Here is a 26,266-nt window from a genome sequence, read left to right on the forward strand (position 1 = left end):
CTCTCCCTTTTTAGCAATGCTTTTCAAAAGCTTGTTCTAAGTTTTGAATAATAGCGTCCATTGTTGCACCTTCAATTTCATGGCGGTGAATGAAGTGAACAACTTCTTTTCCTTTTAATAGTGCCATAGATGGTGAAGATGGCGGGATATCATCGAAGTAAGAGCGCATCATCGCTGTTGCTTCTTTATCTTGACCTGCAAACACAGTAACAAGATTGTTAGGCTGCTTCTCAGAACGTACTACCGCTTGACCAGCTGATGGACGCGCTAAACCTGCCGCACAGCCACAAACAGAGTTCACAACAACTAGTGTTGTTCCTTCTACATTTTCCATGAATTCTTGTACATCTTCTGCTGTTGTTAATTCTTTCAATCCAGCGCGCACTAATTCTTGGCGCATTGGAATTACCATTTGGCGCATGTATTCTTCATATGCATTTGTCATATTACCAATCTCTCCTTCAACTTTCATTCCAAATTCATCATATCACGCTCTAATACTAGACGCAAAAAAAACATCATGACTTTTTTATTTTTCCCTTCGGATTTCACAAACACCATTTTTACAATGTCCAACAGGGACAATTTCCCGTTTTGTTGCAATATAGTCATATAAGACATGACCAAATCCGAAAAGAATCGATAGTTTAATAAAAGGTACGATTGCCCAGTATGCAGGAATTACTTTCGTTAAGACATATATACTTTGAATCCCTTTATACCAGCGCGCATCTTTATAAATGTATAAATGTTTCTCCATGTTTTGCTGCATCTCTTCTGATAAACAATATTGCTGAACAATTTCTTCTTCACGAAAAGAAACAAAGGTTATTTCCCTCTTTTTATCTAGTTCCTTCGTTCGATTTGCAATCTTTGTACACATCGGACACCAGCTATCGTAAAAGGCAATCATAGCTATTATTCTCCTTTTCGGTACTCCGTCATTTGCTTCCAAACAGAACCCTTTGCTTCCTCTCCGCCTTCAATGCGTTCAAGTGCTAAACGTGCTTGCATTGCGACTTCAAATTCCGGATCCTCTTGTGCTACGCGAAGTGCTGGAATCGCACTTTCGTCACCAATTTCAAATAGAAACATTGCCGCGCGCCAGCGTACAAGTTTACTTGAATCTTTTAACGCTTTAATCATCACAAACATTGCAGCAGGGTCACCGATATCTGATAAGCAATCACCCGCTGTGCGGCGTACACTGACTGATTTATCTAATAACGCTTTATAGAGTAAAGGTAAGACACGATCCCCTTTGACCATTCCTAGATAAGCAGTTGCTAAACGGCGAATCGATACTTTTTCATCTTCTAACGCTTTCTCTAGTACAGGAATATCTTCTTCTGTTGGATCCATTTGTTCAAGCGCTGCATAGCGTTTTGTCCAATCAGAATCATTCATCATTTCCTCTGTTACTTTATATGGCTCACGCTTTGTAATCGTTACTTCTGTCTCTCCTGCTTGCTGTAATAATTCTTGAACAATCGCATCTACACGATCAGCTGGATATGCCGCAACAACCTCTTCCACAACTTCTTTTCCAATCTCTTCAAAGCTGCCATAACGCGTACTTTGCTCCATCCATTTCCGCTCTTTCACAACATTTGGAGCTGACATTTGCACTTTCATAATCGCTTCCTTGAAACGATCTGGTAATCCTACGCGTTCTTCAGTTGTACCATCGGTTAGTTTCACTTGCATTGGAATGGTAAAGAACATTTGAATAAACACTTTCACTTCCCCAAAGTGGGCATTTTGTTCTTGTTCGCTCCCTGTTACAACTTCTTCACCAAAAACTGCACGAACTTGCTGTAAAATATGTTTCCAGTCATATTTCGCATTACGCTCTACTGCTAAAAAGTCCGCTACATGATACACACCTTTTATACCTTCAATTTGCAAAATTTGCTGCACTCTCTCTGGAGCCTCATTTGCATTATCACGTGTATAATTGTTTCGTGCTCCTGCTGGTAATACTTCATTTAAAATAACTTTCATTGTATTTGGACTTGGTGTCGGTTCAATGCCTTTAATCTTCACGTATATTGTCTCTCCTTTATTGCTGTTCTTAGCTGTATTGTAACATGTTCTCAATTAAGACTCCTACTGAGGTGCTTGCTCTTTTTTCTTCTCTAAAAATGTAATTCTTTCAATCACAACTTCTGTCTTATATATTCTTTTGCCACTCTCATTATCGTATTGACTCGTATGAATATGTCCTGTTATACCAACAAGCTCTCCTTTTTTGCAGTACATCGTTACATTTTCCGCTGATTTCCGCCATATCATGCAATGAATAAAATCTGCTTGTTGCTCTCCTAAGCTGTTACGAAACCCTCTATTTACCGCAACACATATACGCGCATAGGCAATTCCTTGCTTTGTATAGAATAACTCTGGATCTTTTGTTAATCTGCCAATTAACGCAACTCGATTCATCATACGATTCATCTCACCTCTTCGTTTTTTCTTTATTGTAGAAAAAACGAAGCGTGTAGTAAAAAATGTAAAAAAAGATTTTTTTATACGAAAACATATCTTTATCTCTATAAAATTCCAAAAAGAAATCCTGCATGATACAAACATGCAGGATTTCAGTTCGTTAATCATTTTTTACAAAATAAGAAACGAAGCGTAAAATTTCTAGGTATAACCAAACTAAAGTCATCATTAAGCCCATCGCACCGTACCACTCCATATATTTTGGAGCGCCGCCGCGTGCACCGCCTTCAATGAAATCAAAGTCTAACATTAAGTTTAATGCAGCAACAACAATTACGACTGCGCTGACAATCATACCAATTGTTCCACCTTGATGTAAAAATGGCACTGGTACGCCAAATAGTTGTAAAACTAAAACGATTAAATACATAATCGCAATTCCAAACGTCGCTGCCATTACACCCGTACGAAACTTATCTGTCACCTTCACAACACGCGTTGCATATAACACTAACATTGCTAGTAAAATAGAAACTGTTAATAATACTGCGTGTAAAATAATATAATCACCAAACTTCATTGTATATACAGCAGAAATACTTCCTAATACAATCCCTTCGACTGCTGCATAAATCGGTGCTGTAATCGGTGAAATACGCGGTACGAATATCGATACAAATGCAATAACTGCCGCAATAATTAAAGCACCAATTAACACTGGCATTTGCATTTTATTTTGTATCATCTGCATATATGCGTACACAGACGTTCCCAATAACAATATGAGCATAATAAATGTTTTGGCAACTGCACCACCGACTGTCATCGCTGAAGTACTTACGCCTTCTTTACGAAACGCATCTTTCTTTAACATTGGATTAGATGTGCGCATGATTTCCCTCCTAAAATAGATTCTACTAATAGTGTAAAGATTTTTCCTTTACATTTCAACATATGCAGCTTGTTTTTACTTTAACCCCTCTACAATGTCAGATAATTCACTCCAACGCTCCATTGTTTGTTCTAACTCTTCTTCTGTTTGCTGCTGCTCATCAGAGAGTTGTTGTGCTTTCGTATAATCAGCACCGACTTTTTCTAATTCTTCTGTAATACTTTCAATTTTCGCTTCTAATTCTGCAATCTTATCTTCAATCGTCTCCCATTCACGTTGTTCATTATAGGAAAGCTTACGTTTCCTTTGTTGTTTTGGAGCTTCTTCTACTTTCTTTTCTTTCTGCACTTCTGCTTTTAATACTGCTTCTTGTGCTTTTTTCTCATCTAAATAATCACTATAGCTACCAAAGAAGATGCGAACGTTTCCGTTCCCTTCAAATACAAACAGTTCTTCTGCAATTTTATCAAGGAAGTATCGATCATGCGATACAGTAAGAACGACACCAGGAAACTCTTCTAAATAATCTTCAAGCACTGTTAATGTCTGCGTGTCTAAATCGTTAGTCGGCTCATCTAAAAGCAAAACATTCGGTTCTCCCATTAAAATACGCAATAAATATAGTCTTCTTCTTTCACCACCTGATAATTTACTAAGTGGTGTACCATGTGTATGCAGCTCGAATAAGAAACGTTCTAACATTTGCGAAGCACTAATCGTTTTTCCATCTGTCGTATGAATCACTTCAGCTGCTTCTTTAATATACTCAATCATCCGCTGATTTAAATTCATATCTTCATTTTCTTGCGTATAATATGCGATTTTTACCGTTTGTCCAACTTCAATCTCACCGCTGTCCGGTGTAATTTTACCAGCAAGCATGTTTAATAGAGAAGATTTCCCACTGCCATTCGCACCGATAATCCCAATGCGATCTCCCGGTTTCACAATATACCCAAAATTACGGAGAACAGTTTTATCACCGAATGTTTTTGTCACATCTTTTAATTCCAGTACTTTCTTTCCTAACCTGCTGCCTCCAAGAGCAATATCAACGCTTTGTTTTGCACTTGGACCTTCTTGCTTTTGCAATTCATCAAAGCGCTGAATACGTGCCTTTTGCTTCGTAGAACGCGCCTTTGCACCGCGGCGTATCCATGCAAGCTCGCGGCGATATAAGTTTTGACGCTTTGCTTCTTGCGCTATTTCTTGTTCTTCTCGAAGTGCTTTCGCTTCTAAAAAAGCACCGTAGTTCCCTTCATAGCTATATAACTTGCCATTATCTAATTCAAAAATACGATTCGTTACACGATTTAGAAAATAACGATCATGCGTAACAAGCAAAACAGAACCTGTATAACGTGATAAATATTCTTCTAGCCATTCTACTGTTTCATGGTCGAGATGGTTTGTCGGCTCGTCTAAAATTAATAAATCTGGTGTTTGAATGAAACATTGCGCCATCGCAATGCGTTTCTTTTGTCCGCCCGATAAATTTCCTACTTCCGCAGAGAAGTCAGTAATACCAAGCTTTGTTAATAATGATTTTGCATTTGCATTCGCTTCCCAAGCATTCATTGCATCCATGCGCTGCTGCACTGCAAATAATGATTCCTGTGCTTTCTCACTTGTTGGATTTTTTTCTAAGTTCAATAATGTTTGTTCATACTCACGAAGAAGACGAATTAGCGGTGTATCACCATGAAACACCTGCTCAAGTACAGTTAAATTTTCTTTAAAATCTGGTTGCTGTGATAAATAACTAATCGTATATCCACGTGTATGCGTCATTTCCCCTGTATCTGGAATTTCTGCGCCTGCAATAATTTTTAATAACGTTGATTTACCAGTTCCATTCACACCGATAATACCAGCGCGCTGCCCTTCGGCAATACTAAAAGATAGACCATTAAATAGTGGTTTATCCCCATATGATTTCGATACATTTTCGACTGTTAACATTCTCATATTTGTGCATTCCACTCTTTCATAAATTGATCAATAAATTGTTCCATATAGCGATGACGCTCTTCTGCCTCTGCCTTCGCTGCAACTGTATTCATTAAATCTTTTAATTTTAACAGTTTTTCATAAAAATGATTTAGCGATGGTTCATCCTTTTTTCGATATTCTTCCTTCGTCATCGTTTCACGTGGTGGAATGTTTGGGTCATACAGTAAACGGCCCTTGGCACCTCCATAAGCAAAAGTTCGTGCAATCCCGATTGCTCCAAGTGCATCAAGGCGATCTGCATCTTGAACAATTTTTCCTTCTAACGTTGCCACAGTTCCGCCGTGTCCACCCTTATAAGACATATTTGCGATAATATGCACAATATGCCGTGCGTCTTCTTGACTAACACCTAATTGCTCAAGCCAGTCTGTCACTTTCTTCATACCAGCTTCTTCACTCTCATTTAACTTCTCATCTGCAACGTCGTGAAGTAGTGCTGCCATTTCAATAACGAAGCGATTTCCACCTTCTTTTTCAAACAATGCAATCGCTAATTTATGTACACGTTCAATATGATACCAATCGTGACCACTTGCATCTTTTTCTAATATGTTTTTAACAAATGTAATCGTTTTTTCAATTTGTTCTTGTTTATTCATAATTATCTTCACCCAATTTAATATTGTAACACGCTCTCATTTATTCATCACATATTTTCTTGTCCGCCCATATTATATGTTGTACTAAGTATCATGAAGGAGGAAGAAAAATGTTTTATAACTCGCAACAGCTTTATCCGCAGCAACCTTATTATCAACCATACCCTGAACAACAACTATACTACCCGTACCATTATGATCCACGGTTCCCTCAAACCGGCCCTACAACGCCAACAGAACCAACTGAACAACAAATCCAACAATATGCTTCACAATTTCAACACTTAAAACAGCCCGTATTAAACCTCGTCAAACCTTGGGTAGAATACGGTGTAAAAGAGGCAAAGCATACATCCGTACCGCACGCCATGACGGAAATTGCGGCAATCACATACTTAATTGGAAAAGGTGTCAATCCAACAGTTGCTCATTATATTGTTGAATCCTGGGAGAAGAATGAGCAGTTTTAAATCTATTCATTTTGCAGCACATACAAACTATGAAAGTGCCAAAGGACCTTGATACAAAGGGATTTCGGCACTTTTCCCTTTCTATAATCTATTTTATCACAAAAATATTTTTGTATTATTCGTGGTCAAAATGATCGAAGAAAAAAGCCTTTATATCTGCACTATGGAAGGATTATGACGAAGAACATGTCATCCATATTAGTAAAGCGTTTATTTGTCGTAAGTGTAATAAGCGTACAATTAATGAAAATAAAGAAAAAACCCTTCTCATATAATCTGTACCCTTTGTAAAGGACAATTTGAAAAAAAGTTATGCAACCTTAAGAAGATGATTTCTGTATTCAACAGGGGTCACCCTCTTTAAATTCCATTAATATCCAGAATGATTATAGTACGTCATATATTGCTTAAATACTTAACTTCATTCCCCACATAATTTTTTATAAATTGTATACAGTTCCATATGGAATCGTTGAAAAAGACATTTCATATGGAGTAATATGATGCATTGGGTAATAATACTCCATAGATGAATAGTACGGTTGTATACTTTGTTGCATTTGTTGCGCCTGTTGCTGTGCTTGTAACGCTTGTTGAACAGCTTGAATTGTACTTTGCGCTGCACTATATGTTATACCACCATATCCAACAGGAATTCTCATTTGATTATTAAGATAAGGGTAAAACATTATTGTTCAACTCACTTTCATAAAAAAATGACTATTGAACATATTATGAGCATTAATTTTAAAGGGTACTAGATCATTATTAACTGTGTTAGCCTAACTTTTATCAGATTTCCTCTCTTCTATTCAAAAAACGATTTTATTACGCTTTGTTTAACTTCTTTAAATTAATTGCTGATTCTATCCGATAGCTCACGATGAATTCCACATTTACATTTTGCACTTGTTCCTTTGTATATTCATAAAAACCCACTGCTACACGTTTAGCGAATCTCTCTGCATATTCATCTTTTTTTACAGGAACAGAAACTATAAAACTCATGTGTTCGTTATATACATGATATTGATAACTCGTGTTAGGCATTTTCTTCTCCCTTTCTTCCAAATAAGGATTTTGTCTTAGTTTTTATTTTTAGCTTCAATTGCTATCAACGCTGCTTTGCAAATAGCCATTGGTGCCGTTTCCGCAAATACCACTTTTACGTCATAATCTAATTTCTTAACTATTTGCCATGCGTATTCTATTTTTACACTGTATGAAGGAATGCCGCTTCTACGCCCTTCTCGTACAATATTGTTATCTTTAACCTCGTAGCCTAATACTTTATTAGCGATTAACTTATCAATATCTCCTTGTTTCAATTTAGTCTCCCCTTTGTCACAAGATAACACTTTTATCACAATTTTATTTATTCATTTGAAAGTGGCACAGTCTCAAAATATTTATTTATAACTCTTTTTGCAGTATCTTCACATAAGGTGATAGTATATTCTATATCATCCCTAATAAATAAATCGAGACAATAATCCGTATCTTCCAATTCTTCTTTTGAATATTCATTTTTTAAGTATGAGAAGAATGAAACTCCCTCTGTCATATTTTATCACCATAACTCAGTAGTAAATCCTTCCTCAAAATATATCTATTTATCTGTTATACTAAATAACGTATTTACTTCAAGGGAGGACAACATAATGAAAAAGTTTTTTAAATTTGGATGTTTAGGTCTTATTGCAATCTTTGTAATCATTATCATTGCAGTAATCATAGACATGTCTAATGACGATCCAAAAGACAAATCATCTACTAAATCAAAACAAGTATCTACAACAGAACAACCTCAAAAAGAATCTGAGAATAAAATAGATACTACTGCAAAAGAAGCTGTTAAAACAATTAACTGGGAAGATAAAATAAAAGAAGTGGCATCAAGTAATAAAAGCGCAAATGAAAAATTTGATGCAATTAGTAAGTATGCACATGATTATAAACCTACTGACGATGAAGTGGAAAGATTCGGAAATGATATCATAAAAGAATATAAAGATAAAAATTATATTAAAGACTTATCTAATCATGAGTACATGCTTACAAATATTTTCAAATCTCAAGTAGTTGAGAAGAATGCGCAAGAAAAAGTAATACAGGATTTTGCATTCGACTTCTGGCAAAATTCAAAATATAACTATCGTGGTGTTGATAAAACAACAAGTGAAGCAACATTAGCAAACGAACGACAAATGGATAAATCATTAATTAAAATGCGTAAATAAAATCAAAACCCTGATCCTCTATTAAATAGAGGATCAGGGTTTTTAGTTAGTTGTCGAATCCACCTTACGTAAGACTCATTAAAATACATCTAACCTCCAACACCATCTTTGTATACATAAATCCAATCCTCGTATCTGAAATGGACATTCCAAGCTCCAATATACACTTTCCCTATAACCGGATCACCTTTTGATGCTACTTTGCGAAGGTTAATGTTTGTTCTCGATATCCAAACAACCCCTTTTGTTTTAAGGTAAGAAAAGGACCTGACCGTTTCTACGCTCGGCCAGATGCTCTCATCCCCACGAAAATGAAAGAGGTTTTTTATGTCGCTTTTTGCCTATACACATACAGAATCATTCATTACATCACCATAATATTTTTCAATAAGTTTAAAATGATGTTCTTCATGTATCGCTAAAAGTTGGATACCTTGAATTAAGTTAGGATAGTTCGCAAGCGGATCCAAAAATATAATATGTCCTGCAATATCCTCTTCAATATTCCCAACTAACTCTCTCAATCTATTTGTCTCATTTAACAGCATTTCTATTAACTCTTCTTGATTCAAAGTATAAATCACTTTTTTCGGCGGCACTAAAATAAAAGGCGCTTTCATCCCTTTTCCATGCTTTTCTTTATATTCAGCATATATATCATGAATTTGATTTTGAAATGGTTTCTTCCTTCTCATTTTTGCATAAGGAATTAGAACAAAAGAAAGTTTTGTCGCAACTTTGAGCATTCTTGTAATTAAATATAAATGATATAAATGCTCTCCAATCGACCATTTCCCTACTTTTTGCTGCCATAATTGCTCATTTGAAATACCTTGTACTTGTTGAAAGAAACAATGTCGCTGCTGTTGTAAAGTTTGAAAATGATGTGATATACTTTCAGATTTCATCTTATACTCCCTTCATTTTAACCCTAAATTTGATTCATATACATATATTGTAAAATTATACCACGATTATTTTTTGTAAACAAAACGAGCAAACATGTTTTATAACAAACAACCAAATGCTTCTGGAAACCCCTCTTTACACGCTGAGGACCTTGGCTATAGTCGTAAATTAGATAAAGAAGGTGACGGTATTGCCTGCGAAAAATAATAAACTTAATTTAAAATCATTTTTCAGCTCAATTCCATCAAATTTTTTCCATTACATATAATATTAATGGAAAATAATGAAAAACCCGATACCTTCCCGGCACCGGGTTTTTCATTATTTTTTTTCCTCTTTAATAGCTGTTTTGATTGTACCTGATTTTACTTTATTTCCATCATAGAAGCGTAACAAGTCACCTTGAATAATATTATCGGACATTTTCAATTCTGTTTGTGCACGATCAATAAGTGATTTTGCCTCTTGCTCTGGTACTTGTACGACTTGGCCATTTTGACGATTATAGAATGTGTTATTGTAGTAAATATATTTGTCTGTAATAAAACTTCCATCACGTTCTACAACAAATGGTTTACGTTCTGGTGAAAATAAATCATGACCAAACTCAATATCATTAGAAGTATCAACTCCTAATAAGTGAAGAATTGTTGGTTTTACGTCCACCTCACCAGCAGGAGCAGTCATTGTTTTCCCCTCTGTTTGACCTGGAACATGAATAAATAATGGTGTACGTTGCAGTTGCATGTGATCATATGGAGTAATTTCATTTTTCCCTAAGTATTGTGCCATCGCACGATTATGGTTGTCTGAAATACCGTAGTGATCACCGTAAAATACGATAACTGAGTTGTCATAAATGCCCGTTTCTTTTAAACGTTCAATAAAATGTTTTAAAGCTTCATCTTCGTAACGTGCTGTAACAAAATAGTTATCTAATGTTTCGTCACCTGAATTAAATGGTTCAATCATTTTAATGCTGTCATCATACGTAAACGGGAAATGATTCGTTAACGTAAGAAAACGAGTGTAGAACGGCTGTTGTATCTTTTGTAATTTGTCCACAGATTGATCAAAAAATTCTTTATCCTTTAATCCCCATCCTATTTTATTCTCTGGTGTAACTTTATAATCTAATTCATTGTAGAATCGATCGTACCCTAAAGACGGATACATCATATTACGATTCCAGAACGTAGCATTATTCGCATGGAATACCGCTGTATAATAGCCCTGCTGATGTAAAATTTCCGGAGTTGCTTCATACTCGTTTCCAGCATTCGTAAAGAATACAGAACCGCGGTCTAACGGATATAAAGAATTATCAATCATAAACTCAGCATCAGATGTTTTTCCTTGTCCTGTCTGATGATAAAAGTTTTCAAAATAATAACTTTCCTTTTTAAATTGGTTTAAAAACGGTGTAACTTCTTGTCCATTTACTTTAGAATCAATTAAAAAAGACTGCGTTGACTCTAAAGAGACCACAATGACATTCTTTCCTTTTGCCATTCCAAACATATTTGGATCAGGTTTTACATCCACCGTCTTCATATAATTTTCAGCTTCTTGAATTTTACTTCCATCCGCAAATACTTTTTGTGAGCTTGTCTTTACTTGCAAGCCAAGATCGTATACTTGATGAACATATATTCCAAGGTTTTTCACAAGCATCACACGGTCAAATGAACGAGTTAATAATTCAGGACGTTCTTTTTCCGCAAAACTAAGGTTTACCATAAAAATTGCGATACAGATTAAAAAGTACAATGACTTCATAGAGCCAGATACACGTTCTGTTTTTGCAAAGTTCGGCTTCTTTTTCGCAATGTAAAATAAAACGATAATATCTATAAACATTAATATGAATTTAATGTTTAACAACGCTTTGACACTAGATCCTAATCCATCCATATTTGACGTTTGCATTAAAACTGGAAGTGTAACAAAATCATTATAAAAACCATAAAACATCACATTACCAATTAAGATAATGGTCATAATAAGGTTAATAGCGATAGCTATATAATTCCGCTTTTGGCCCTTTGCAAATAATGCAAGTCCAACTAACACTAAAGAAGATGCTAATGGACTAATAAAAAGGATCCATTCCTGCATAGCAGATTCTAGCTTTAAGTCAAAACTAGTTCGCGTAACAATATATGTTTTTAACCAAATCAAAATAGCGACCAATAACAGAAAACGCATATTTTGAAATTGTTTTTTTAACGCTTCTTTCATTTTCCTCTCCCTCTCTGACTGAACAGTGGTAGTATAATACCTTTTCATTATATTTATGGCTTATTTCTCACCGACACATTGTATCGAATACGTTTGTATTCCGTGTGAACTTTTTCTTTTTTTTTATGTAAAATGAATACATAAAAAAGAAGCTCTTCTATACGAGCTTCTTTTTTACTATAGTTCCTTGAAATTCCACCCTTAAGAAAGCGAATACAATCATCCACACCGTGGAACCACCTTGCTTATTGCCCTTTATGTTCATTTTTCTTTGCTTCTATTTTTTCTTTTACTTTTTCAGCCTTATCTAAAGATTCCCCGATTTCTTTTTGTTTTTCTCTTATGTCATCAACGCTATCTACCGCTTTGATTGCTTTATCAATTCCTTGTTCTTCTATTTTCTTTCTCTTTTCTTCTCTCGTTATTTCCTTATTTTCTATATCTTTTGCCTTTTGTAATAGATCTTCGGCATTGGGCTTTACAACTTTTTCAAGTGACGCATCCTTTTTTATATTAATTACTTGATTTGAATCTTCCATCACTTGTTTATAATCTCCATCTTTTAACGCTGTCGCACCATGCTCCATCCATTTTGCAACTTTTATATATGTTTTTGTTTCATCTGAAGATTTTTCTTGGTCGGCTTTTTCAAACCACATAATCGCATCACTATACTTCTCATCTTTCAATGCCTTCATACCTGCTTCAACATGTGCATCATAATTACTAGCACTACAGCTAACTAACATAATCAATAAACATCCTATTGTAAAAATAAGTTTTTTCAAGCTATTTTCCTCCTACAACCTTATACTACTATATTATTTTCGATTGCTCTTATTATCAAATAGAAAATTTTTATGTGATCTATATAAATCGTTCCTATGCATGACCAGTCTACATAAAAAGAAGCTCTTCTAAATGAGCCTCTTCTTTCTATAGTATCTTTTCAATTTCCTTTTCTAACTGCTCTGGTTTCGTCTGCGGTGCAAAGCGATTCACTACTTTACCATCACGCCCTACTAAAAATTTTGTGAAATTCCACTTCACCGCTTTCATTCCTAATAATCCTGGTGCTTGCTCTGTTAAATAGTGAAATAATGGATGTGTATTATCGCCTTTTACATCAACTTTCATAAACATAGGGAACGTTACACCATAATTTAATTCACAAAAATTCGTAATTTCCTCTTCTGTTCCAGGCTCTTGCCCTCCAAATTGATTACAAGGGAAACCAAGTATTTCTAATCCTTGTTCTTTATATTTATCATACAAAGCTTGCAATCCTTTATATTGCGGTGTAAAACCGCATTTACTGGCAACATTCACAATTAATACTACTTTTCCTTCATATTCACGTAACGACTTTTCTTCTCCTTTTATTGTTTTTGCAGAAAAATCATAAATTGTCATATTATATCGACTGCTACTAAAAACATATACAAATGTATACTCTTAGAGTTTTCCTGCTTCTACGAACCCCATTTCGCTACTATCTTGCTACTTTGGTTTATATGGCTCTCCACAGGCGTTAATTCCGATGTAGCCCACCGTACATATATACCCTATGGTATATTCTTTTGCTTGTAAAAGGTTGATGGATGCGTTTAAATCTCTATCTATTTCATTTCCACACTCGCATGTGTATACTCTGTCAGACAGTTTTAAATCCACTTTCTTATGACCACAACAGGAACATAATTTAGAAGAAGGATAGAATCTGTCTACTTGGCGCAATTCAATGCTATATTCTTTACACTTTGCTAATAACCATGTTTGAAACGTATAAAAACATTGCTGTGCGACAGCTTTAGATAGATGCTTAGTCTTCATCATCCCTTTTATATTCAAATCTTCTATTGTGATATACGTTGGTTTGGTTTTCACTAACTTATTCACAACAGACTTTACATACTCTAATCTAATATTTACTAAACGAGCATGTAATTTTTGTACTCTAAGAATATTTTTGTCTACATTCGCTCTTTTGTTAGTAGCAGATGTTTCACCCCTCTTTTTTAAATTTTCATATTTACGTGATAAAGAGCGTTGTTCACGTTTTAATTTTCTTTCTAACTTTCTTACTTTTCCTGTTTTATTAATATTTCCGTGAATTTCCCTAGTGCTACAAATACCAAAATCTTTAATCCCTAAATCAATTCCTAACCCTTTATGATTTTTCCTTGTACTTTCTTAACCCGTATATACGACAGCCAAACACATATAGAATAGAGACAATATCTTGCACTAACTCTTCTTGCAGGGAAAGACTTTCATTATTTACAACTATAACTTCCACATTGAATATGGGTAAGAACCTTTCAAATCAATCGTGTCCAAACCGAATAAATCTCTCTATGAGTGCTAAAAATTGTACCTACTTCGTTTGAATCACAATCTTCTTGTGATAATATTGCACTACAATTGATTATACTTGTATACGTTTTTAACAACTAATTAACTCATCCTTAAGTTCATACACTCCCATATATCTATCATAAAATGTATGGTGTACATTGTCTAATGAGAATGTTTTATTTTTGTTCAAAAATTCGTCACATTTCACTAGACATTTTACTTGGAAAGTTTTACAATAAAAGTGTGAACAAAATGTGACGGTTTACTTTCTAAATTGTGACATTCAATTCCATTATTAAAAATAAGGATGGTGTTGATAATGAAAACTGCACAACGTGAAAAGCTTTCTAATCGCGAATTTTATTTCGTATTATACATGATGATGTTATTTGTTTTAGGTTGGTTTATGGATGTTAACGGTATTTTCTTAAGCAAATATTTCACACTCGCAGGAATGATTACTGTTCCAGCAATTGGTGGTCTTGTCGGCTACTTTATTATGTCACTTAGCAAACAACAAAAGAACTAATTGTATTACATAAAGGCAGAAAACGATTTTTCGTTTTCTGCCTTTTCTTTTATAATAAAGGAATAATAGACTACAAGGAGTGAGAAATTTGAAAAAAGTAGAAAAACTATCTTCACAGCTATATCTTATCGACGATTACGACTTACAACATGAACAACGTACAGGTACATATGTTTTACTTGGTGATGAAATTACGATAATTGAAACGTGCGCCTCACCATCTGTTCCTTATCTATTAGATGGATTACAACAGTTGAATATCCAACTGGCAGATGTAAAAAACATTATTGTTACACATGTTCATTTGGACCACGCTGGTGCTGCTGGCTTAATGATGGAAAAATGCCCTAATGCAACGCTGTTCGTTCATTCTAGAGGCGCTCGTCACATGATTGATCCAACGAAACTCATTCAAGGTGCAAAAGCTGTTTACGGTGATTCATTTGATAAACTCTTTCATCCCATTTTGCCTATTCCAGAAGAGCGTGTTCACATCGTACAAGATGGTGAAACATTGCAAATTGCCAATAACCAGACGCTGACATTCTACGATACACCAGGTCATGCAAAGCATCACATTAGTATTCATGATTCTTTAACAAACGGTATATTTACAGGCGATACGATTGGTATTTACTACCGTCAATTAGCCGAACTAGGTGTTGAACTTTATTTACCTACAACATCTCCTACACAGTTTCAACCCGAAGCGATGTTAGCTTCAAAAGACCGCATTCAAAATATGAATGTCGATTTTATTTATTTCGGTCATTACGGTGCTTCTTCTCATATTTCTGAAATTTGTACGCAGCTAGAACATTGGCTCCCAATATTTGTGGAAGCAGGAGAGCAAATTTTTGAACATGAACAAAAATTTGAAAAAGCAACCCAAGAACTGACCGATTTATTACTAAAAAAAGTTTCATTACATCTTACAAATCAAGGTGTCCCATCATCACATTCTATTTATGACTTGTTAAAACTCGATTTAGAAATTGGTGCTATGGGGATTATTGATTATTTGATAAAACGAGAACAAACAAAAACAACATCAAATTAAGAATTATCTTGTCTCTGTAGCAAAAAAGAGTCCATTTTCTTGTCATGGACTCTTTTTTGCAGTTTATTCGATATGTTACTTTTGTACTTTCTCGCTGACATAATTCATGAAATGATCTGCTTCTTGAAATTCTACTTTATATTTTTCAGGAACTTCATCTATCGTTATAGGTTCACTAGATTTCATTTTCGCTTGTATTTTTTCATATGTCATTTGAGCATGTATGTATTGCTTAAATTCTTCAGGAGTTAACACTTCCTTACTTGATTTCTCTCCATTTAACTTATCGAAATACGGTTGAATCACCATTGAAGCCTTCATCATTTCCTCTTGTTTCTCTTGAGAAAGTTGATCGTAATCAATATTCCCATTTGCATCTCCATACTTCATTTTTGTATCTAGTAGTCCTTTTAATAATGTTGTAAACTCTTTATACTCTTTTTCTCCCATTTCACCTTTCGCCTGAGATAACTTTGCATTTACATGCATATATCCTTGTAGTGTTGCATTCGAAAAATGTTTCTTTACATTATCAAATGATCCATACACACCATCGGCCACAAGTGATTGATACGCAAAAGCACTCGTTGGAATAAGTAATGTTGCTGCTAACACACCCGTTATAAGACGTTTTTTCATTGATTTCCCCCCATGTTTTACTTTCATTTGATTCATTACTTTTTCTTTCAATTCCGGTGATGGTACAATTCCTCTCGCCTCTTCTTGCAAAGATTCTCTTACTTTGTATTCAAGACTCATTATGCATCCCCCACTTCTTTTAAAAGAATATTTCCTTCTCGCTCTTTTTGCCGTAATTTCTTTAAGGCTGCATGAATTCTCGATTTAACCGTTCCAACTGGTACATCTAAAATATTTGCTACTTCTTCTTGAGAGTAATCATGTAAATATCGCAGGATGATGACTTGTTTTAATTTATAAGGTAACTTATGTATCAAAGTAACAAGTTCTTGATTGGACAGTTTATTAACAAGATCATTAGAAAAATCAAATTCAATTGGTTTTCGCTGCTCTTCTGCTTTTTTGATAATCCGTAGACGCATCCATCTCTTTCTTCTATAAGAATGAATTTGTCTTACAGCAAGACCGATTAACCATGGCCGAAAAGGACGATCTCGATTAAATTGACTAAGCGATTGATACAATTGCAAATATATTTCCTGAACAACATCATCTACATCCAACTTTTCCTCTATCAAAAAATGAGCCGTCTTATACACATCTTCAATTGTTTTATCGTATAGTTCACTGTATGCTTCCTGATTTCCTAATAACGTCTGCTTAATAAGATAACTATATTCAGCTTCTTTCTCCATCCTTACTCCCCTCCTCCCTTATGTCGTACACTATATATTGGCAAGAACAGAAAATTCCGTTCGATTTTTTTGAAATTAATTTTTCATAACGTTTTCTTATAACTCCTCATAACCATTATATAATTTTCCAAATTATGATGATCATTTAAAATAAACTATAGAATCTACTTTAGGAGGACAGATCATGAAAGCAATTGTTGTAACTGCCTTTGGAGGCCCTGAAATGATGAAATATACAGACGTAGCTATGCCATCTATTAACGCCAATCAAGTTTTAATTCGTGTTGTCGCAACAAGTGTGAACTTTGCTGATATTAAATCCCGATATGGCAAAAAAGGAACAGGAAATCTTCCTTTTATACCCGGTATAGATGCTGCTGGAATCGTAGAACAGGTCGGGGCTAACGTAACGAATATTAAAGTAGGACAGCGCGTGATTGCTTTTCCAAATAACGGATCGTATGCCGAGTACGTTATAGCAAATGAAGAGCTTACTTTTGCATTACCAGATGAAATTGATTTTGAAACTGCGGCAGCTTGTCCGATTGTTTCGTTTACAAACTATACACTGCTAGCAAATGTCGCACGATTACAGCAAGGCGAAACTGTACTTATCCATGCTGCTGCAGGAGGTATTGGTACAACCGCTATTCAACTCGCTAAAATTTTAGGTGCTAGAAAAGTCATTGGAACAGTTGGAAGTAATGCAAAAAAGAAAATTGCTTTAGAAGCCGGAGCAGATCATGTTATTTGTTATAAGGAAGAAGATTTTGCACAGAAGGTAAATGAGATTACAAATGGAGAAGGTGCAGACGTTATATTAGATTCTATTTCTGGTACCATATCAGAGCAAAGCTTGCAATGTCTTGCATTTTATGGACGCCTTATTCATTTTGGAAATGCAAGCGGTGATATCGGAACATTTCAGACTAAAGACTTACATGCAAGCTGCCGATCTATTCTTGGCTTTAGCTTTGGAACAACTCGAAAAAAACGACCTCATCTGCTTGGGCATACTGCAGAACAAATATTTCCTCTTTTGAGCAGTGGTCGTTTACAAATTAAAATCGGAAAACATTTTTCACTTGAGGATGCAGGGAAAGCACATGAATGGGTCGAAAGTAGACAAAGCACTGGAAAAGTTCTTTTAAATGTTCAGCCAACATAATACGGTTTTCAAGTGGGGGTACTACTCATGGGATCAAGAATTATGCATGCTATTATAGCGGATTTAGTTGCAAAAAAATTAAAGATTCAAGACAAAACCTCTGTCCTACTCGGAGGAATTGCGGCTGATGCAGTTCATTCAAGTGACGAAAAAGAAATATCGCACTTTTATACTGGCTCAGTAAAGACCTATACAAGAAGAATTGATTATGAAGCATTCCTACATAAATATAAGGCGTACAAAGATTCTCCTTTCATATTAGGATATTACACACACCTCATTGCTGATGATATATGGTTGCAGGGATTCTATCTCCCTTGGCTCAAAAATCGAATAGAGCATGATCCTAATCTTCTTTCTTTATACCATCACGACTTTAAGCTTTTAAACGGAAAACTGCTTCAATATTATGATTGTGATAAGAGCCTATTTAATACTTTAAATATGAATGCGAATTTGGTATGTATTGATGAAGTATCAGAAGAAAACATACATTCTTTCAAAACATTAGTTTTTGAAGATATGATGTACCCACAGCAAGATTTATTTGAATCACTACAAGTATTTACAATGAATCAAATTATTGGTTATATAGAAACCTCTCTTTATAAAAGTGTGTTCCATTTAGAACAGCTGCGTATTTCCTGATAAAAAAGCCGTGGCTACGTAATATTCGTAGCTACGGCCTTTCAATTTATCTAGGTTTTTTCTTCCCATTGAATGCTGGTTTCTTTTTCTTTGGCGCTTTCGGTTTCGATTCAACAAACGATCCTTTAAACATTTCTTGTTTCTTGAACTGAATGCCTAGCTTCTTCGCAAATTGAAGTAACTTTTTCTCTTCTTGCGCTGTTACAAGTGAAACGACCGTTCCTTCTTTCCCCATACGACCTGTACGTCCCGAACGATGAATATATTGATCAAGCGTATCTGGCAATTCTAAATGAATAACGTGTGTTAAGTCATCAATATCTAATCCACGTGCTGCGATGTCAGTTGCTAATAAAATCTCTACTTTACCTTGACGGAATGCACGCATTGTTGCTTCACGTTCTTGTTTGCTTGCTTCCGCATGAAGAGCCGCTGCCTTCATTTTACGGAATTTTAATTTCTCAGCAATTTCATCTAAACGGAACGGATCGTTTAAGAAAGCAACTACTTTTACATTGCCAGTATGCATAATTCTTCTCACGTAATCGTTTTTTTCACGTCGTTCACAAACAATATACGTATGTTCAACAAGACTCTTTGTTTCTGTTCGTTTCACACGAATCAATTGCGGCTGAACTGCAAAATCGCGCGCTACTTCTTCTGCATCTTTTGTCATTGTTGCCGAGAAAAATACGACTTGACGATCACGCATTGTCGATTTAATAACATCGGATACGGCATCAATCATCTTTTGTTTTACAATTTGATCAAACTCATCAAATACAATTGTTTTCACTTCATGCATTTTCAATTTCTTCATACGGATTAGTTCTAAAATTCGTCCAGGTGACCCAACGATCACTCGCGGATGCTTCTTTAACTTCTCTACTTGACGCTTAATGTCTGCACCACCAATTAAAGATGCACCTGAAATCTCAGTACCTGCAGTAAACTTTTGTACTTCTTCATGAATTTGCATCACAAGTTCGCGCGTTGGTGCTAAAATGACCACTTGAGGTTGTTTTACTTCAGGGTTAATTTTATGTAAAAGTGGTAATAAATACGCTAATGTTTTACCTGTTCCTGTTGGAGATTCAGCAATAACGTCTTGTCCTTCTAAAATTGTTGGAATAGCTTGCTTTTGAATTTCAGTAAACTCTTTAAAACCAGCCTTCTCCCAAGCTTGTTGCAAAAATGGTTGCATTTCTTTTATCATGTCTTTTTCTCCTTTATCTCTATTTTTGAAGAAATTGTTGTATGATTCGCATCGTTTCTATCATGTGAGAAATTACAATTACTAAGTCATCAACATGATCTTCTGTAATCGCTTTTTGAAATAAGATATCTACTTTATTATGATATGAAATCGCTTGCTTATTATATTCGTATGAAATTTGTTGGGTAATCATTCGTTCTTTTCCCCATATGGATTGTAGCAACGCTTCGATTTCTTGGCAATCTTTTTCTGGATGCCCAATAGGAAATGCAAAGAAAAGTTTCATTTCACAACCAGGAACAAAATTTGGTACTTCTAGTATCTCACCTGATAAATTCTTTGCATTAACTGATAATAAAAACGTCGCTTCCACTAATGGCTCTGTATATTCTGTAAGCTGAAACAAAATGGTATATGTACGACTAAGTGATGCCAAATCCATTATATCTTTTCGATTCGTTACAATGATGTCACCATGTAAATCAAAATCATATACAGCTCCTTCAACGACAACTTTTAAATTTTCAAAAGCAGTTGGATCAAACATATATTCCTCCAAAAAACAAGCGCCTTTCCATCGAAAGGCGCCGGATGATGTACGTATAGTTTACCGATAAAAGAGAAGAAATACAACCTTTTAGAATAAACCTACTGCTTTTCCATCTTCATTTACATCCATTTGCAGAGCAGCTGGTTTTTTTGGAAGGCCTGGCATTGTTAACATTGTTCCAGTTAACGCTACAATAAAGCCAGCACCAATAGATGGTTTTAATTCACGAATTGTCACAACAAAGTCTGTTGGACGTCCTAATTTTGTTGCATCATCAGAAAGAGAGTACTGTGTTTTTGCCATACAGATCGGTAAGTTGCCCCAACCTTCTTCAGCAAATTGCGTTAATTGCTTACGAGCTTTTGGCGCAAATTCAATATCTTTTGCACCGTATACTTTTTGAGCAATTGTACGGATTTTTTCTTCTAATGAAAGTTCTAAATCATATAAAGGCGCGTATGTATTTTCACCTTTTTCAATTACTTTTAATACTTTCTCTGCAAGGTCAACACCGCCTTGACCGCCTTTTTCCCATACTTCTGTTAAAGATACTTCGTAACCGCGCTCATTGCACCACTCTTGTAAGTATGCAACTTCTTTATCTGTATCTGTAATGAATTTGTTAATTGCAATAACAAATGGAACACCAAATGCTTGAATTGTTTCAACATGTTTTTGTAAGTTTTCCATACCTTTTGCTAACGCATCAACATTTTCTTCTTTTAATCCATCTTTTGCTACACCGCCATGCATTTTTAGAGCACGAATTGTTGCAACAATAACAACTGCTTCTGGTTTAATGCCTGCTGCTCGTGCTTTAATATCTAAAAATTTCTCAGCGCCTAAATCTGCACCGAAACCAGACTCCGTAATCACATAATCACCAAGTTTTGCTGCCATTGTCGTTGCGATTACACTGTTACAGCCATGTGCAATGTTAGCAAATGGGCCACCGTGAATGATTGCTGGTGTATTTTCTAACGTTTGTACTAAATTTGGTTTTAATGCATCTTTCAATAATAGTGTTAATGCACCTTCTACACCTAAATCTTTTACTATTACAGGTTCATTATCCATGTTATAAGCAACAACAATGCGTGCTAAACGTCCTTTTAAGTCCTGTACATCTGTCGCTAAGCAGAATACAGCCATAATTTCAGATGCAACCGTAATATCAAATCCGTCCTCACGCGGCACACCTTGTACTGGTCCACCAAGGCCGATTACAACATTACGAAGCGCACGATCATTTAAATCTACACAACGTTTCCATACGATTTTACGCGTATCAATGCGCAGATCATTTCCTTGTTGAATGTGATTGTCAATAAATGCTGCAAGTGCATTATTTGCAGTTGTAATCGCATGAATGTCACCTGTAAAGTGAAGGTTAATATCTTCCATTGGTACAACTTGCGAGTAACCTCCGCCTGCTGCACCGCCTTTTAATCCCATAGTTGGTCCAAGAGAAGGTTCACGAAGCGCAATTACTGCTTTTTTACCAATTTTATTAAACGCTTGTCCTAAACCAACTGTTACCGTTGATTTTCCTTCCCCTGCTGGAGTAGGGTTAATTGCTGTAACTAGTACAACTTTTCCATCTTCTTTGCCTTGTAAGCGCTTAAAAATATCAAGAGATAACTTCCCTTTATAATGACCGTACGGCTCTAATTCTTCTTCTAAAATGTTTAATTCTGTTGCGATCTCTTGAATTTTCTTCATACTTGCTTCTTGCGCAATTTCAATGTCAGATTTTACTGTAGTTGTTGCTGTCATATTCCCTAATCCCCCTTTAATTGTTACTAAAAATATTGTATCAGTTTTTTGTATTTTCTGCACTTATAATCCAACTTTAAAATAAAACTTCCATAAATACAGATTTACTACCCGTTTTAAGCAAGAGTAGTTACTTTTTTTGAAACATAAATACCCAAATAAATGTTAAAGATTGCTGCAATTCAAGCGGAAGTTGTCCAATCATCTTTTCATTTACTCCACGTTTATATACTCCCATTCCATCAACCAAATATAACCCTTGCTCCTGTGCAAGTTTTTGAAACTCCCATGGCATCATTGTGTTACAAATAACATTTTTTCCATACAAACGCGGATAGCTATTCTCACGCGGTTTTGCAGTTGGTCCTAAAATAGCAATACAAGCAAAACCTTCATTTTTTAACACTCGTTTTATTTCTTGCAATGCTTGAAGAGGTGCTTCGGTCCATTCCAATGAATTTACCGCTAAAACAGATGCAAACTCCTCATCTTGAAACGGCAATGAAGTAAGATCACCCACTATAAACGATAAATGAGAATGCTGACCTCGCTGTTTCCCCTTTTCAATCATTTGCTCCGATAAATCAACACCACAAGCTTTATAACCAGCTTCACTTAGTTTGTATGTACCATATCCGTCCCCGCATCCTACATCAAGAACAGTTTCTCCGCTTTGTACGTACTTTTGGAAAAACGGAATAATTGTACTGCGGCTACCAGTATCCCACATTTCTTGACTATTTTGACTCCAAAAATCCGCATTATCATCCCATTTTTGCTGTGCTGCTTCGTGCCAATTAAACTTTGTCATTCATCTCCCACCTTTCCATTTTACATCTAAGTAAAAGTCATTCTACATCATTTTACATTTTTCCTGTTTATTCTTAAGAAGAGATGGATAATATAGCAACAGATCATTATTTCTCCATTTTTTTCTTTGTTTGTATATAAATAATAAGCATGTTTTCTTATTTAATAAAAAATACTAAGTATACCCTAATTCGAAAGAGAGGGATATTCCTTGCCGAAAAAACGAACACATCATTTAAAAAGCGGAGAAAAACAAGAAGAATATGCAATAGAAATTACCCCTCAGCGACTTCCAATTAGACGTCGTCGTAAAGAAATTCACAAAGAAGAAGAGCGGACAGACATCGGTGTAATTGTTGGATATGTTGCATTATTTCTATCTTTATTTTCAATTGCTTTCTATCCCATTACACTTGGATCCCTTTCCATTTTAACTGGACTTCTTGCTGTTCATTACGAAGCAAAAACACTCGGATATACAGCTATAGGCTTTGGGGGGTTTTCTTTACTTTTTAGTTTATTATATCCATTCTTCTTATCAGCACTTTAAAAAACACTTGTTTGATGCAAACTATTATATAAGATATTTACACAATGGGAAAAAAGGAGTGAGTCTATCACTCCTTTTTCTCATATACACCTTATATATTCATATTTCATTTCAAAGCTGACAGTTTGTCCATTTCAAAATTAATTAGAGTACATATACTATGCAAAAAGGAGCTTCCACTCACCTTCTCCCTTTGTTTAAACTTCGCATGTAACAGTAAAAAGCCCTGACCGCTTCTATGCATGGCCAGATGCTCTCGCCCACCTAAAAAAGATGGTTTTATGTCGTTTTTTTAATTTGGATTTATATATAACGAAAAAACTTCATCTATTTCTTCGCAATTTCACGTAAGATTTCCTTTCTCACACATAAGGGGTGCAACCATTGTTACATCCCTTTGTGCCAGGTGCTAATTAACGAAATAACATCACATAACCGCAGCTACTACAATGATAGGCAGTAATTTCTTGAAACACTGGATAGTTCTCCTCATTTCGCTGTTCAATGAATACTTTTTCAAAGCGATACATATTCGGTGCATATGCCCAGTCTTGTTTTGTACGAGCATATAAGGTCGACGAAAAAAAGTCTGCTCCCCCGCAAATCATGCAAATCTTATTCAATATAACTCCCCCCTATGCTTGTCTTACATTAACTATATGAAAGAGAGTACAAAAAAAAGACCTTCAAAATTAGAAAGTCTTTTCAGAGAAACATGCCAAACACTCCAATTGCGCTATACGTCTTCTTTTTCTCTGTTTCTGTTTGAAACGTCTGCTCTATCTTTATAAAAAACACACCATTTCGAACATCCTTACTAACAAACTCCAATTTCTCTTCCTTGCCTTCTTTTTCCTGCGTACAATTAAAATCCACTTCATTACATACAATTGAATATTTGTCTTCTAAATGCTTTTGGAAGTCTGCTTCGTTCGGGCATGTTAATAACATGATTGCGACAAGTACGATACTACTAATACCTACTATTATAAAATTCTTCTCCATTTTGTCTCCTTTCAAAAAAGAAAGAAAACTTGACTCATACCGTCAAGTTCTCTTAATCCATTATCCACTGCCACTCTTGTTCTTTCTTCTCAAAGATAAGCCACCCTGTTTTAGAAGCCTCACTTTTCAAATCTTCTAAACCATCTAAAACTTCATCTGAACTTTCATATGAGCCGATGACATAAACAGGAATCTCTAAACCGCGTCTTGATTCTACTTTTCCTGCTAAGTCTAAGTATAAACCATCTTCCATAAATGGCAGAAGTTCAAGAATAACCTCTTTTGAAATCGCTGGATAAATTTTCGATTTTTGAAAGAATGCAAATCGTTTCTTTCCAAATGAGCCAAGTTTATAAGGAATTACCTTACTAAGCATACCTACAAAGTCCTGCATTCTACGGTAATATACTTTATTATACCAGCCATCATCGTGAGAAAGATAAACAAATCTATTTTTCAAAAGCGGGAAAAAAGGCTTTCCAAGTGGTTCCTTTTTGTGTGCCAAATAAAGCAATTCTGCAATTTCTTTTGGCTCCAATTCATCCAAGTCATTTACATCATCAAAATCAATCCAGCAAAATTCTTCAAACTCCTCGACATCTGCTGAAATTAATTTATGCATATTCTCTTCTTCTACATATTCGAATAAAGTATGATAATGAAAATCCGTCCATTCAAAACCATGCTTTAAAAGCAGCATTTGATGAAGCGGTGAAGGAATATTACTTGCAAACTCCTCAAACGTAATTCCAGATGTGATAAAACAATGATTGCGACGATTACCATTAATATAAATCATATTTTTGATTTGGTCAGATCCTCCAGACAAAGCACCTAGCCACCTTCGTTTTATATGTTTCAATACTATAGGATATTTTATCACGAAAATTTTTAGAAATATAGAAAAAACTACAAAAACTATTTACAGTTTCATGAGTTTTATTACATCTCTATTACAAGAAAAAATGCCTGTTTAAAAACAGGCATTTTTCATGCGATTTCATCTGGATTTTTTGGATAATGCGAATGATCTTGCTTTTTATTATTTTGAAACATCGACTGAATTTTATCAATGGTTTGCGGTGCAAGTTCAATTACTTTCTCCGCTAGATGCGTTGCATTTTGTAAATGAAGAATATTTACACCATCTTTATTTACAACAAGAAAAGCAACCGGTGTAATAGAAACTCCACCTGCACTACCACCACCAAATGCTGGTGTAGCTTGTACCTTTTGTACATCATTTGTGGAAAAATCAGATCCACCTGCCCCAAAGCCAAATGCTACCTTTGATACAGTTAATACAATACCACCATCAGCTGTTTGAACAGGCTCACCGACAATTGTATTTACATCAACCATTTCTTTCAAATTCTCCATTGCTGCTTTCATCAGCCCTTGAATTGGATGATCCACCGTTCATAACCTCCTTTTTCATATCCTTCCTAGT

33 protein-coding genes and 2 pseudogenes are annotated in these 26,266 nt (G+C 35.2%); 8 read left to right on the forward strand and 27 right to left on the reverse strand.

Going from position 1 to position 26,266, the window contains the following annotated elements:
• Window positions 1-10: 10 nt before the first annotated feature.
• The 7 genes from Q9306_RS04715 to Q9306_RS04745 form a co-directional block, all read right to left on the reverse strand.
• Complete coding sequence (locus tag Q9306_RS04715) at window positions 11-445, reverse strand: BrxA/BrxB family bacilliredoxin (RefSeq protein ID WP_306195953.1); 435 nt, start codon at window positions 443-445, stop codon at window positions 11-13.
• A gap of 84 nt (window positions 446-529) precedes the next feature.
• Window positions 530-913, reverse strand: a complete 384-nt coding sequence (locus Q9306_RS04720) for a DCC1-like thiol-disulfide oxidoreductase family protein (protein ID WP_306195833.1) — start codon at window positions 911-913, stop codon at window positions 530-532.
• Window positions 914-918: 5 nt separating this feature from the next.
• Complete coding sequence (locus tag Q9306_RS04725) at window positions 919-2,046, reverse strand: conserved virulence factor C family protein (RefSeq protein ID WP_306195835.1); 1,128 nt, start codon at window positions 2,044-2,046, stop codon at window positions 919-921.
• 63 nt (window positions 2,047-2,109) lie between these two features.
• Window positions 2,110-2,448, reverse strand: a complete 339-nt coding sequence (locus Q9306_RS04730; RefSeq protein ID WP_028411180.1) for a single-stranded DNA-binding protein — start codon at window positions 2,446-2,448, stop codon at window positions 2,110-2,112.
• A gap of 160 nt (window positions 2,449-2,608) precedes the next feature.
• Window positions 2,609-3,340, reverse strand: coding sequence for a Bax inhibitor-1/YccA family protein (locus Q9306_RS04735; RefSeq protein ID WP_306195837.1), 732 nt, complete (start codon window positions 3,338-3,340; stop codon window positions 2,609-2,611).
• Between the two features lie 75 nt (window positions 3,341-3,415).
• On the reverse strand, window positions 3,416-5,308 hold the full coding sequence (locus Q9306_RS04740; RefSeq protein ID WP_306195839.1) for an ABC-F family ATP-binding cassette domain-containing protein: 1,893 nt from the start codon (window positions 5,306-5,308) through the stop codon (window positions 3,416-3,418).
• A complete protein-coding gene (locus tag Q9306_RS04745) occupies window positions 5,305-5,952 on the reverse strand; it encodes an HD domain-containing protein (protein ID WP_306195842.1) in 648 nt (215 codons plus the stop codon). The genes Q9306_RS04740 and Q9306_RS04745 overlap by 4 nt, the downstream gene beginning before the upstream one ends.
• 110 nt (window positions 5,953-6,062) lie before the next feature.
• Between Q9306_RS04745 and Q9306_RS04750 the strand changes: the two genes are divergently transcribed.
• Entirely contained in the window at window positions 6,063-6,422 is a 360-nt protein-coding gene (locus Q9306_RS04750; protein ID WP_371932316.1) for a hypothetical protein, read from the forward strand.
• Between the two features lie 440 nt (window positions 6,423-6,862).
• Here Q9306_RS04750 and Q9306_RS04760 read toward each other — a convergent pair whose 3' ends face one another.
• The 4 genes from Q9306_RS04760 to Q9306_RS04775 all read right to left on the reverse strand — a co-directional run bounded on the left by Q9306_RS04760 (window position 6,863) and on the right by Q9306_RS04775 (window position 7,986).
• Entirely contained in the window at window positions 6,863-7,111 is a 249-nt protein-coding gene (locus tag Q9306_RS04760; protein WP_306195844.1) for a DUF3947 family protein, read from the reverse strand.
• A 139-nt stretch (window positions 7,112-7,250) separates the two neighbouring features.
• The gene (locus Q9306_RS04765; RefSeq protein ID WP_306195846.1) at window positions 7,251-7,472 is read right to left on the reverse strand and encodes a hypothetical protein; all 222 of its coding nucleotides are present in this window, start codon (window positions 7,470-7,472) and stop codon (window positions 7,251-7,253) included.
• A 35-nt stretch (window positions 7,473-7,507) separates the two neighbouring features.
• The gene (locus Q9306_RS04770; RefSeq protein WP_306195848.1) at window positions 7,508-7,750 is read right to left on the reverse strand and encodes a hypothetical protein; all 243 of its coding nucleotides are present in this window, start codon (window positions 7,748-7,750) and stop codon (window positions 7,508-7,510) included.
• Window positions 7,751-7,797: 47 nt separating this feature from the next.
• On the reverse strand, window positions 7,798-7,986 hold the full coding sequence (locus Q9306_RS04775) for a hypothetical protein (RefSeq protein ID WP_306195850.1): 189 nt from the start codon (window positions 7,984-7,986) through the stop codon (window positions 7,798-7,800).
• 97 nt (window positions 7,987-8,083) lie between these two features.
• Here Q9306_RS04775 and Q9306_RS04780 point away from each other — a divergent pair, with 97 nt between their 5' ends.
• The gene (locus Q9306_RS04780) at window positions 8,084-8,662 is read left to right on the forward strand and encodes a hypothetical protein (protein WP_306195852.1); all 579 of its coding nucleotides are present in this window, start codon (window positions 8,084-8,086) and stop codon (window positions 8,660-8,662) included.
• Window positions 8,663-9,003: 341 nt separating this feature from the next.
• Here Q9306_RS04780 and Q9306_RS04785 read toward each other — a convergent pair whose 3' ends face one another.
• Window positions 9,004-9,570 carry a DinB family protein gene (locus Q9306_RS04785; protein WP_306195854.1) on the reverse strand — a complete coding sequence of 189 codons (567 nt, stop codon included), beginning with the start codon at window positions 9,568-9,570 and terminating at the stop codon, window positions 9,004-9,006.
• Window positions 9,571-9,664: 94 nt separating this feature from the next.
• Here Q9306_RS04785 and Q9306_RS24560 point away from each other — a divergent pair, with 94 nt between their 5' ends.
• Window positions 9,665-9,778 (forward strand): excalibur calcium-binding domain-containing protein, encoded by a 114-nt coding sequence (locus Q9306_RS24560; protein ID WP_371932318.1) that lies wholly within the window; start codon window positions 9,665-9,667, stop codon window positions 9,776-9,778.
• A 114-nt stretch (window positions 9,779-9,892) separates the two neighbouring features.
• Here Q9306_RS24560 and Q9306_RS04790 read toward each other — a convergent pair whose 3' ends face one another.
• The 5 genes and pseudogenes from Q9306_RS04790 to Q9306_RS04810 form a co-directional block, all read right to left on the reverse strand.
• The gene (locus Q9306_RS04790) at window positions 9,893-11,812 is read right to left on the reverse strand and encodes an LTA synthase family protein (protein WP_306195856.1); all 1,920 of its coding nucleotides are present in this window, start codon (window positions 11,810-11,812) and stop codon (window positions 9,893-9,895) included.
• Window positions 11,813-12,057: 245 nt separating this feature from the next.
• On the reverse strand, window positions 12,058-12,561 hold the full coding sequence (locus Q9306_RS04795; protein ID WP_306195956.1) for a hypothetical protein: 504 nt from the start codon (window positions 12,559-12,561) through the stop codon (window positions 12,058-12,060).
• A gap of 187 nt (window positions 12,562-12,748) precedes the next feature.
• Window positions 12,749-13,225, reverse strand: coding sequence for a glutathione peroxidase (locus Q9306_RS04800; protein ID WP_306195858.1), 477 nt, complete (start codon window positions 13,223-13,225; stop codon window positions 12,749-12,751).
• Between the two features lie 153 nt (window positions 13,226-13,378).
• A pseudogene (locus Q9306_RS04805) lies at window positions 13,379-13,990 on the reverse strand (RNA-guided endonuclease InsQ/TnpB family protein); the annotation flags it as partial.
• A pseudogene (locus Q9306_RS04810) lies at window positions 13,989-14,214 on the reverse strand (IS607 family transposase); the annotation flags it as partial. The pseudogenes Q9306_RS04810 and Q9306_RS04805, both read right to left, overlap by 2 nt.
• Window positions 14,215-14,477: 263 nt before the next feature.
• On the opposite strand from Q9306_RS04810, the gene Q9306_RS04815 reads away from it, so the two are divergent.
• Together Q9306_RS04815 and Q9306_RS04820 are read left to right on the forward strand one after the other, a co-directional pair.
• The gene (locus Q9306_RS04815; RefSeq protein WP_306195860.1) at window positions 14,478-14,699 is read left to right on the forward strand and encodes a DUF3925 family protein; all 222 of its coding nucleotides are present in this window, start codon (window positions 14,478-14,480) and stop codon (window positions 14,697-14,699) included.
• An 88-nt stretch (window positions 14,700-14,787) separates the two neighbouring features.
• On the forward strand, window positions 14,788-15,759 hold the full coding sequence (locus tag Q9306_RS04820; RefSeq protein ID WP_306195862.1) for an MBL fold metallo-hydrolase: 972 nt from the start codon (window positions 14,788-14,790) through the stop codon (window positions 15,757-15,759).
• A gap of 75 nt (window positions 15,760-15,834) precedes the next feature.
• On the opposite strand, the gene Q9306_RS04825 is transcribed toward Q9306_RS04820, so the two are convergent.
• Complete coding sequence (locus Q9306_RS04825) at window positions 15,835-16,518, reverse strand: DUF3600 domain-containing protein (protein WP_306195864.1); 684 nt, start codon at window positions 16,516-16,518, stop codon at window positions 15,835-15,837.
• Window positions 16,518-17,093 (reverse strand): sigma-70 family RNA polymerase sigma factor, encoded by a 576-nt coding sequence (locus Q9306_RS04830; RefSeq protein WP_306195866.1) that lies wholly within the window; start codon window positions 17,091-17,093, stop codon window positions 16,518-16,520. Before Q9306_RS04830 ends, Q9306_RS04825 begins: the two co-directional genes overlap by 1 nt.
• 184 nt (window positions 17,094-17,277) lie before the next feature.
• Here Q9306_RS04830 and Q9306_RS04835 point away from each other — a divergent pair, with 184 nt between their 5' ends.
• Both Q9306_RS04835 and Q9306_RS04840 read left to right on the forward strand, forming a co-directional pair.
• Window positions 17,278-18,261 (forward strand): quinone oxidoreductase family protein, encoded by a 984-nt coding sequence (locus Q9306_RS04835; protein ID WP_306195868.1) that lies wholly within the window; start codon window positions 17,278-17,280, stop codon window positions 18,259-18,261.
• Between the two features lie 27 nt (window positions 18,262-18,288).
• Window positions 18,289-18,909, forward strand: a complete 621-nt coding sequence (locus tag Q9306_RS04840) for a hydrolase (RefSeq protein ID WP_306195870.1) — start codon at window positions 18,289-18,291, stop codon at window positions 18,907-18,909.
• A 46-nt stretch (window positions 18,910-18,955) separates the two neighbouring features.
• On the opposite strand, the gene Q9306_RS04845 is transcribed toward Q9306_RS04840, so the two are convergent.
• The 4 genes from Q9306_RS04845 to Q9306_RS04860 all read right to left on the reverse strand — a co-directional run bounded on the left by Q9306_RS04845 (window position 18,956) and on the right by Q9306_RS04860 (window position 23,262).
• Window positions 18,956-20,125, reverse strand: coding sequence for a DEAD/DEAH box helicase (locus tag Q9306_RS04845; RefSeq protein ID WP_306195873.1), 1,170 nt, complete (start codon window positions 20,123-20,125; stop codon window positions 18,956-18,958).
• A gap of 19 nt (window positions 20,126-20,144) precedes the next feature.
• Window positions 20,145-20,672 (reverse strand): hypothetical protein, encoded by a 528-nt coding sequence (locus Q9306_RS04850; protein WP_306195875.1) that lies wholly within the window; start codon window positions 20,670-20,672, stop codon window positions 20,145-20,147.
• A gap of 90 nt (window positions 20,673-20,762) precedes the next feature.
• The gene (locus Q9306_RS04855) at window positions 20,763-22,451 is read right to left on the reverse strand and encodes a formate--tetrahydrofolate ligase (protein WP_306195877.1); all 1,689 of its coding nucleotides are present in this window, start codon (window positions 22,449-22,451) and stop codon (window positions 20,763-20,765) included.
• A gap of 130 nt (window positions 22,452-22,581) precedes the next feature.
• Window positions 22,582-23,262 carry a class I SAM-dependent methyltransferase gene (locus tag Q9306_RS04860; RefSeq protein ID WP_306195879.1) on the reverse strand — a complete coding sequence of 227 codons (681 nt, stop codon included), beginning with the start codon at window positions 23,260-23,262 and terminating at the stop codon, window positions 22,582-22,584.
• A gap of 210 nt (window positions 23,263-23,472) precedes the next feature.
• Between Q9306_RS04860 and Q9306_RS04865 the strand changes: the two genes are divergently transcribed.
• Window positions 23,473-23,811, forward strand: coding sequence for a permease (locus tag Q9306_RS04865; RefSeq protein ID WP_306195881.1), 339 nt, complete (start codon window positions 23,473-23,475; stop codon window positions 23,809-23,811).
• Window positions 23,812-24,224: 413 nt separating this feature from the next.
• Here the strand turns inward: Q9306_RS04865 and Q9306_RS04870 are convergent, their stop codons facing one another.
• From Q9306_RS04870 to ytfJ, 4 genes are all read right to left on the reverse strand, one after another.
• The gene (locus tag Q9306_RS04870) at window positions 24,225-24,434 is read right to left on the reverse strand and encodes a hypothetical protein (RefSeq protein ID WP_306195883.1); all 210 of its coding nucleotides are present in this window, start codon (window positions 24,432-24,434) and stop codon (window positions 24,225-24,227) included.
• 82 nt (window positions 24,435-24,516) lie between these two features.
• A complete protein-coding gene (locus tag Q9306_RS04875; RefSeq protein ID WP_306195885.1) occupies window positions 24,517-24,816 on the reverse strand; it encodes a hypothetical protein in 300 nt (99 codons plus the stop codon).
• A gap of 52 nt (window positions 24,817-24,868) precedes the next feature.
• Complete coding sequence (locus Q9306_RS04880) at window positions 24,869-25,645, reverse strand: NUDIX hydrolase (protein ID WP_306195887.1); 777 nt, start codon at window positions 25,643-25,645, stop codon at window positions 24,869-24,871.
• A 161-nt stretch (window positions 25,646-25,806) separates the two neighbouring features.
• Complete coding sequence (ytfJ, locus tag Q9306_RS04885) at window positions 25,807-26,232, reverse strand: GerW family sporulation protein (protein WP_306195889.1); 426 nt, start codon at window positions 26,230-26,232, stop codon at window positions 25,807-25,809.
• Window positions 26,233-26,266: the final 34 nt, after the last annotated feature.

The organism is Bacillus multifaciens (genome assembly GCF_030756675.1).
GTDB classification, from domain to species: Bacteria; Bacillota; Bacilli; order Bacillales; family Bacillaceae_G; genus Bacillus_A; species Bacillus_A multifaciens.

What these genes read in the sequence shown, in the direction of transcription:
- Q9306_RS04715 (WP_306195953.1), bottom strand. Translation starts at nt 445, where the DNA reads ATGACAAATGCATATGAAGAATACATGCGCCAAATGGTAATTCCAATG.
- Q9306_RS04720 (WP_306195833.1), bottom strand. Translation starts at nt 913, where the DNA reads ATGATTGCCTTTTACGATAGCTGGTGTCCGATGTGTACAAAGATTGCA.
- Q9306_RS04730 (WP_028411180.1), bottom strand. Translation starts at nt 2,448, where the DNA reads ATGATGAATCGAGTTGCGTTAATTGGCAGATTAACAAAAGATCCAGAG.
- Q9306_RS04735 (WP_306195837.1), bottom strand. Translation starts at nt 3,340, where the DNA reads ATGCGCACATCTAATCCAATGTTAAAGAAAGATGCGTTTCGTAAAGAA.
- Q9306_RS04740 (WP_306195839.1), bottom strand. Translation starts at nt 5,308, where the DNA reads ATGAGAATGTTAACAGTCGAAAATGTATCGAAATCATATGGGGATAAA.
- Q9306_RS04745 (WP_306195842.1), bottom strand. Translation starts at nt 5,952, where the DNA reads ATGAATAAACAAGAACAAATTGAAAAAACGATTACATTTGTTAAAAAC.
- Q9306_RS04750 (WP_371932316.1), top strand. Translation starts at nt 6,063, where the DNA reads ATGTTTTATAACTCGCAACAGCTTTATCCGCAGCAACCTTATTATCAA.
- Q9306_RS04760 (WP_306195844.1), bottom strand. Translation starts at nt 7,111, where the DNA reads ATGTTTTACCCTTATCTTAATAATCAAATGAGAATTCCTGTTGGATAT.
- Q9306_RS04765 (WP_306195846.1), bottom strand. Translation starts at nt 7,472, where the DNA reads ATGCCTAACACGAGTTATCAATATCATGTATATAACGAACACATGAGT.
- Q9306_RS04775 (WP_306195850.1), bottom strand. Translation starts at nt 7,986, where the DNA reads ATGACAGAGGGAGTTTCATTCTTCTCATACTTAAAAAATGAATATTCA.
- Q9306_RS04780 (WP_306195852.1), top strand. Translation starts at nt 8,084, where the DNA reads ATGAAAAAGTTTTTTAAATTTGGATGTTTAGGTCTTATTGCAATCTTT.
- Q9306_RS04785 (WP_306195854.1), bottom strand. Translation starts at nt 9,570, where the DNA reads ATGAAATCTGAAAGTATATCACATCATTTTCAAACTTTACAACAGCAG.
- Q9306_RS24560 (WP_371932318.1), top strand. Translation starts at nt 9,665, where the DNA reads ATGTTTTATAACAAACAACCAAATGCTTCTGGAAACCCCTCTTTACAC.
- Q9306_RS04790 (WP_306195856.1), bottom strand. Translation starts at nt 11,812, where the DNA reads ATGAAAGAAGCGTTAAAAAAACAATTTCAAAATATGCGTTTTCTGTTA.
- Q9306_RS04795 (WP_306195956.1), bottom strand. Translation starts at nt 12,561, where the DNA reads ATGTTAGTTAGCTGTAGTGCTAGTAATTATGATGCACATGTTGAAGCA.
- Q9306_RS04800 (WP_306195858.1), bottom strand. Translation starts at nt 13,225, where the DNA reads ATGACAATTTATGATTTTTCTGCAAAAACAATAAAAGGAGAAGAAAAG.
- Q9306_RS04815 (WP_306195860.1), top strand. Translation starts at nt 14,478, where the DNA reads ATGGTGTTGATAATGAAAACTGCACAACGTGAAAAGCTTTCTAATCGC.
- Q9306_RS04825 (WP_306195864.1), bottom strand. Translation starts at nt 16,518, where the DNA reads ATGAGTCTTGAATACAAAGTAAGAGAATCTTTGCAAGAAGAGGCGAGA.
- Q9306_RS04830 (WP_306195866.1), bottom strand. Translation starts at nt 17,093, where the DNA reads ATGGAGAAAGAAGCTGAATATAGTTATCTTATTAAGCAGACGTTATTA.
- Q9306_RS04835 (WP_306195868.1), top strand. Translation starts at nt 17,278, where the DNA reads ATGAAAGCAATTGTTGTAACTGCCTTTGGAGGCCCTGAAATGATGAAA.
- Q9306_RS04840 (WP_306195870.1), top strand. Translation starts at nt 18,289, where the DNA reads ATGGGATCAAGAATTATGCATGCTATTATAGCGGATTTAGTTGCAAAA.
- Q9306_RS04845 (WP_306195873.1), bottom strand. Translation starts at nt 20,125, where the DNA reads ATGATAAAAGAAATGCAACCATTTTTGCAACAAGCTTGGGAGAAGGCT.
- Q9306_RS04850 (WP_306195875.1), bottom strand. Translation starts at nt 20,672, where the DNA reads ATGTTTGATCCAACTGCTTTTGAAAATTTAAAAGTTGTCGTTGAAGGA.
- Q9306_RS04855 (WP_306195877.1), bottom strand. Translation starts at nt 22,451, where the DNA reads ATGACAGCAACAACTACAGTAAAATCTGACATTGAAATTGCGCAAGAA.
- Q9306_RS04860 (WP_306195879.1), bottom strand. Translation starts at nt 23,262, where the DNA reads ATGACAAAGTTTAATTGGCACGAAGCAGCACAGCAAAAATGGGATGAT.
- Q9306_RS04875 (WP_306195885.1), bottom strand. Translation starts at nt 24,816, where the DNA reads ATGGAGAAGAATTTTATAATAGTAGGTATTAGTAGTATCGTACTTGTC.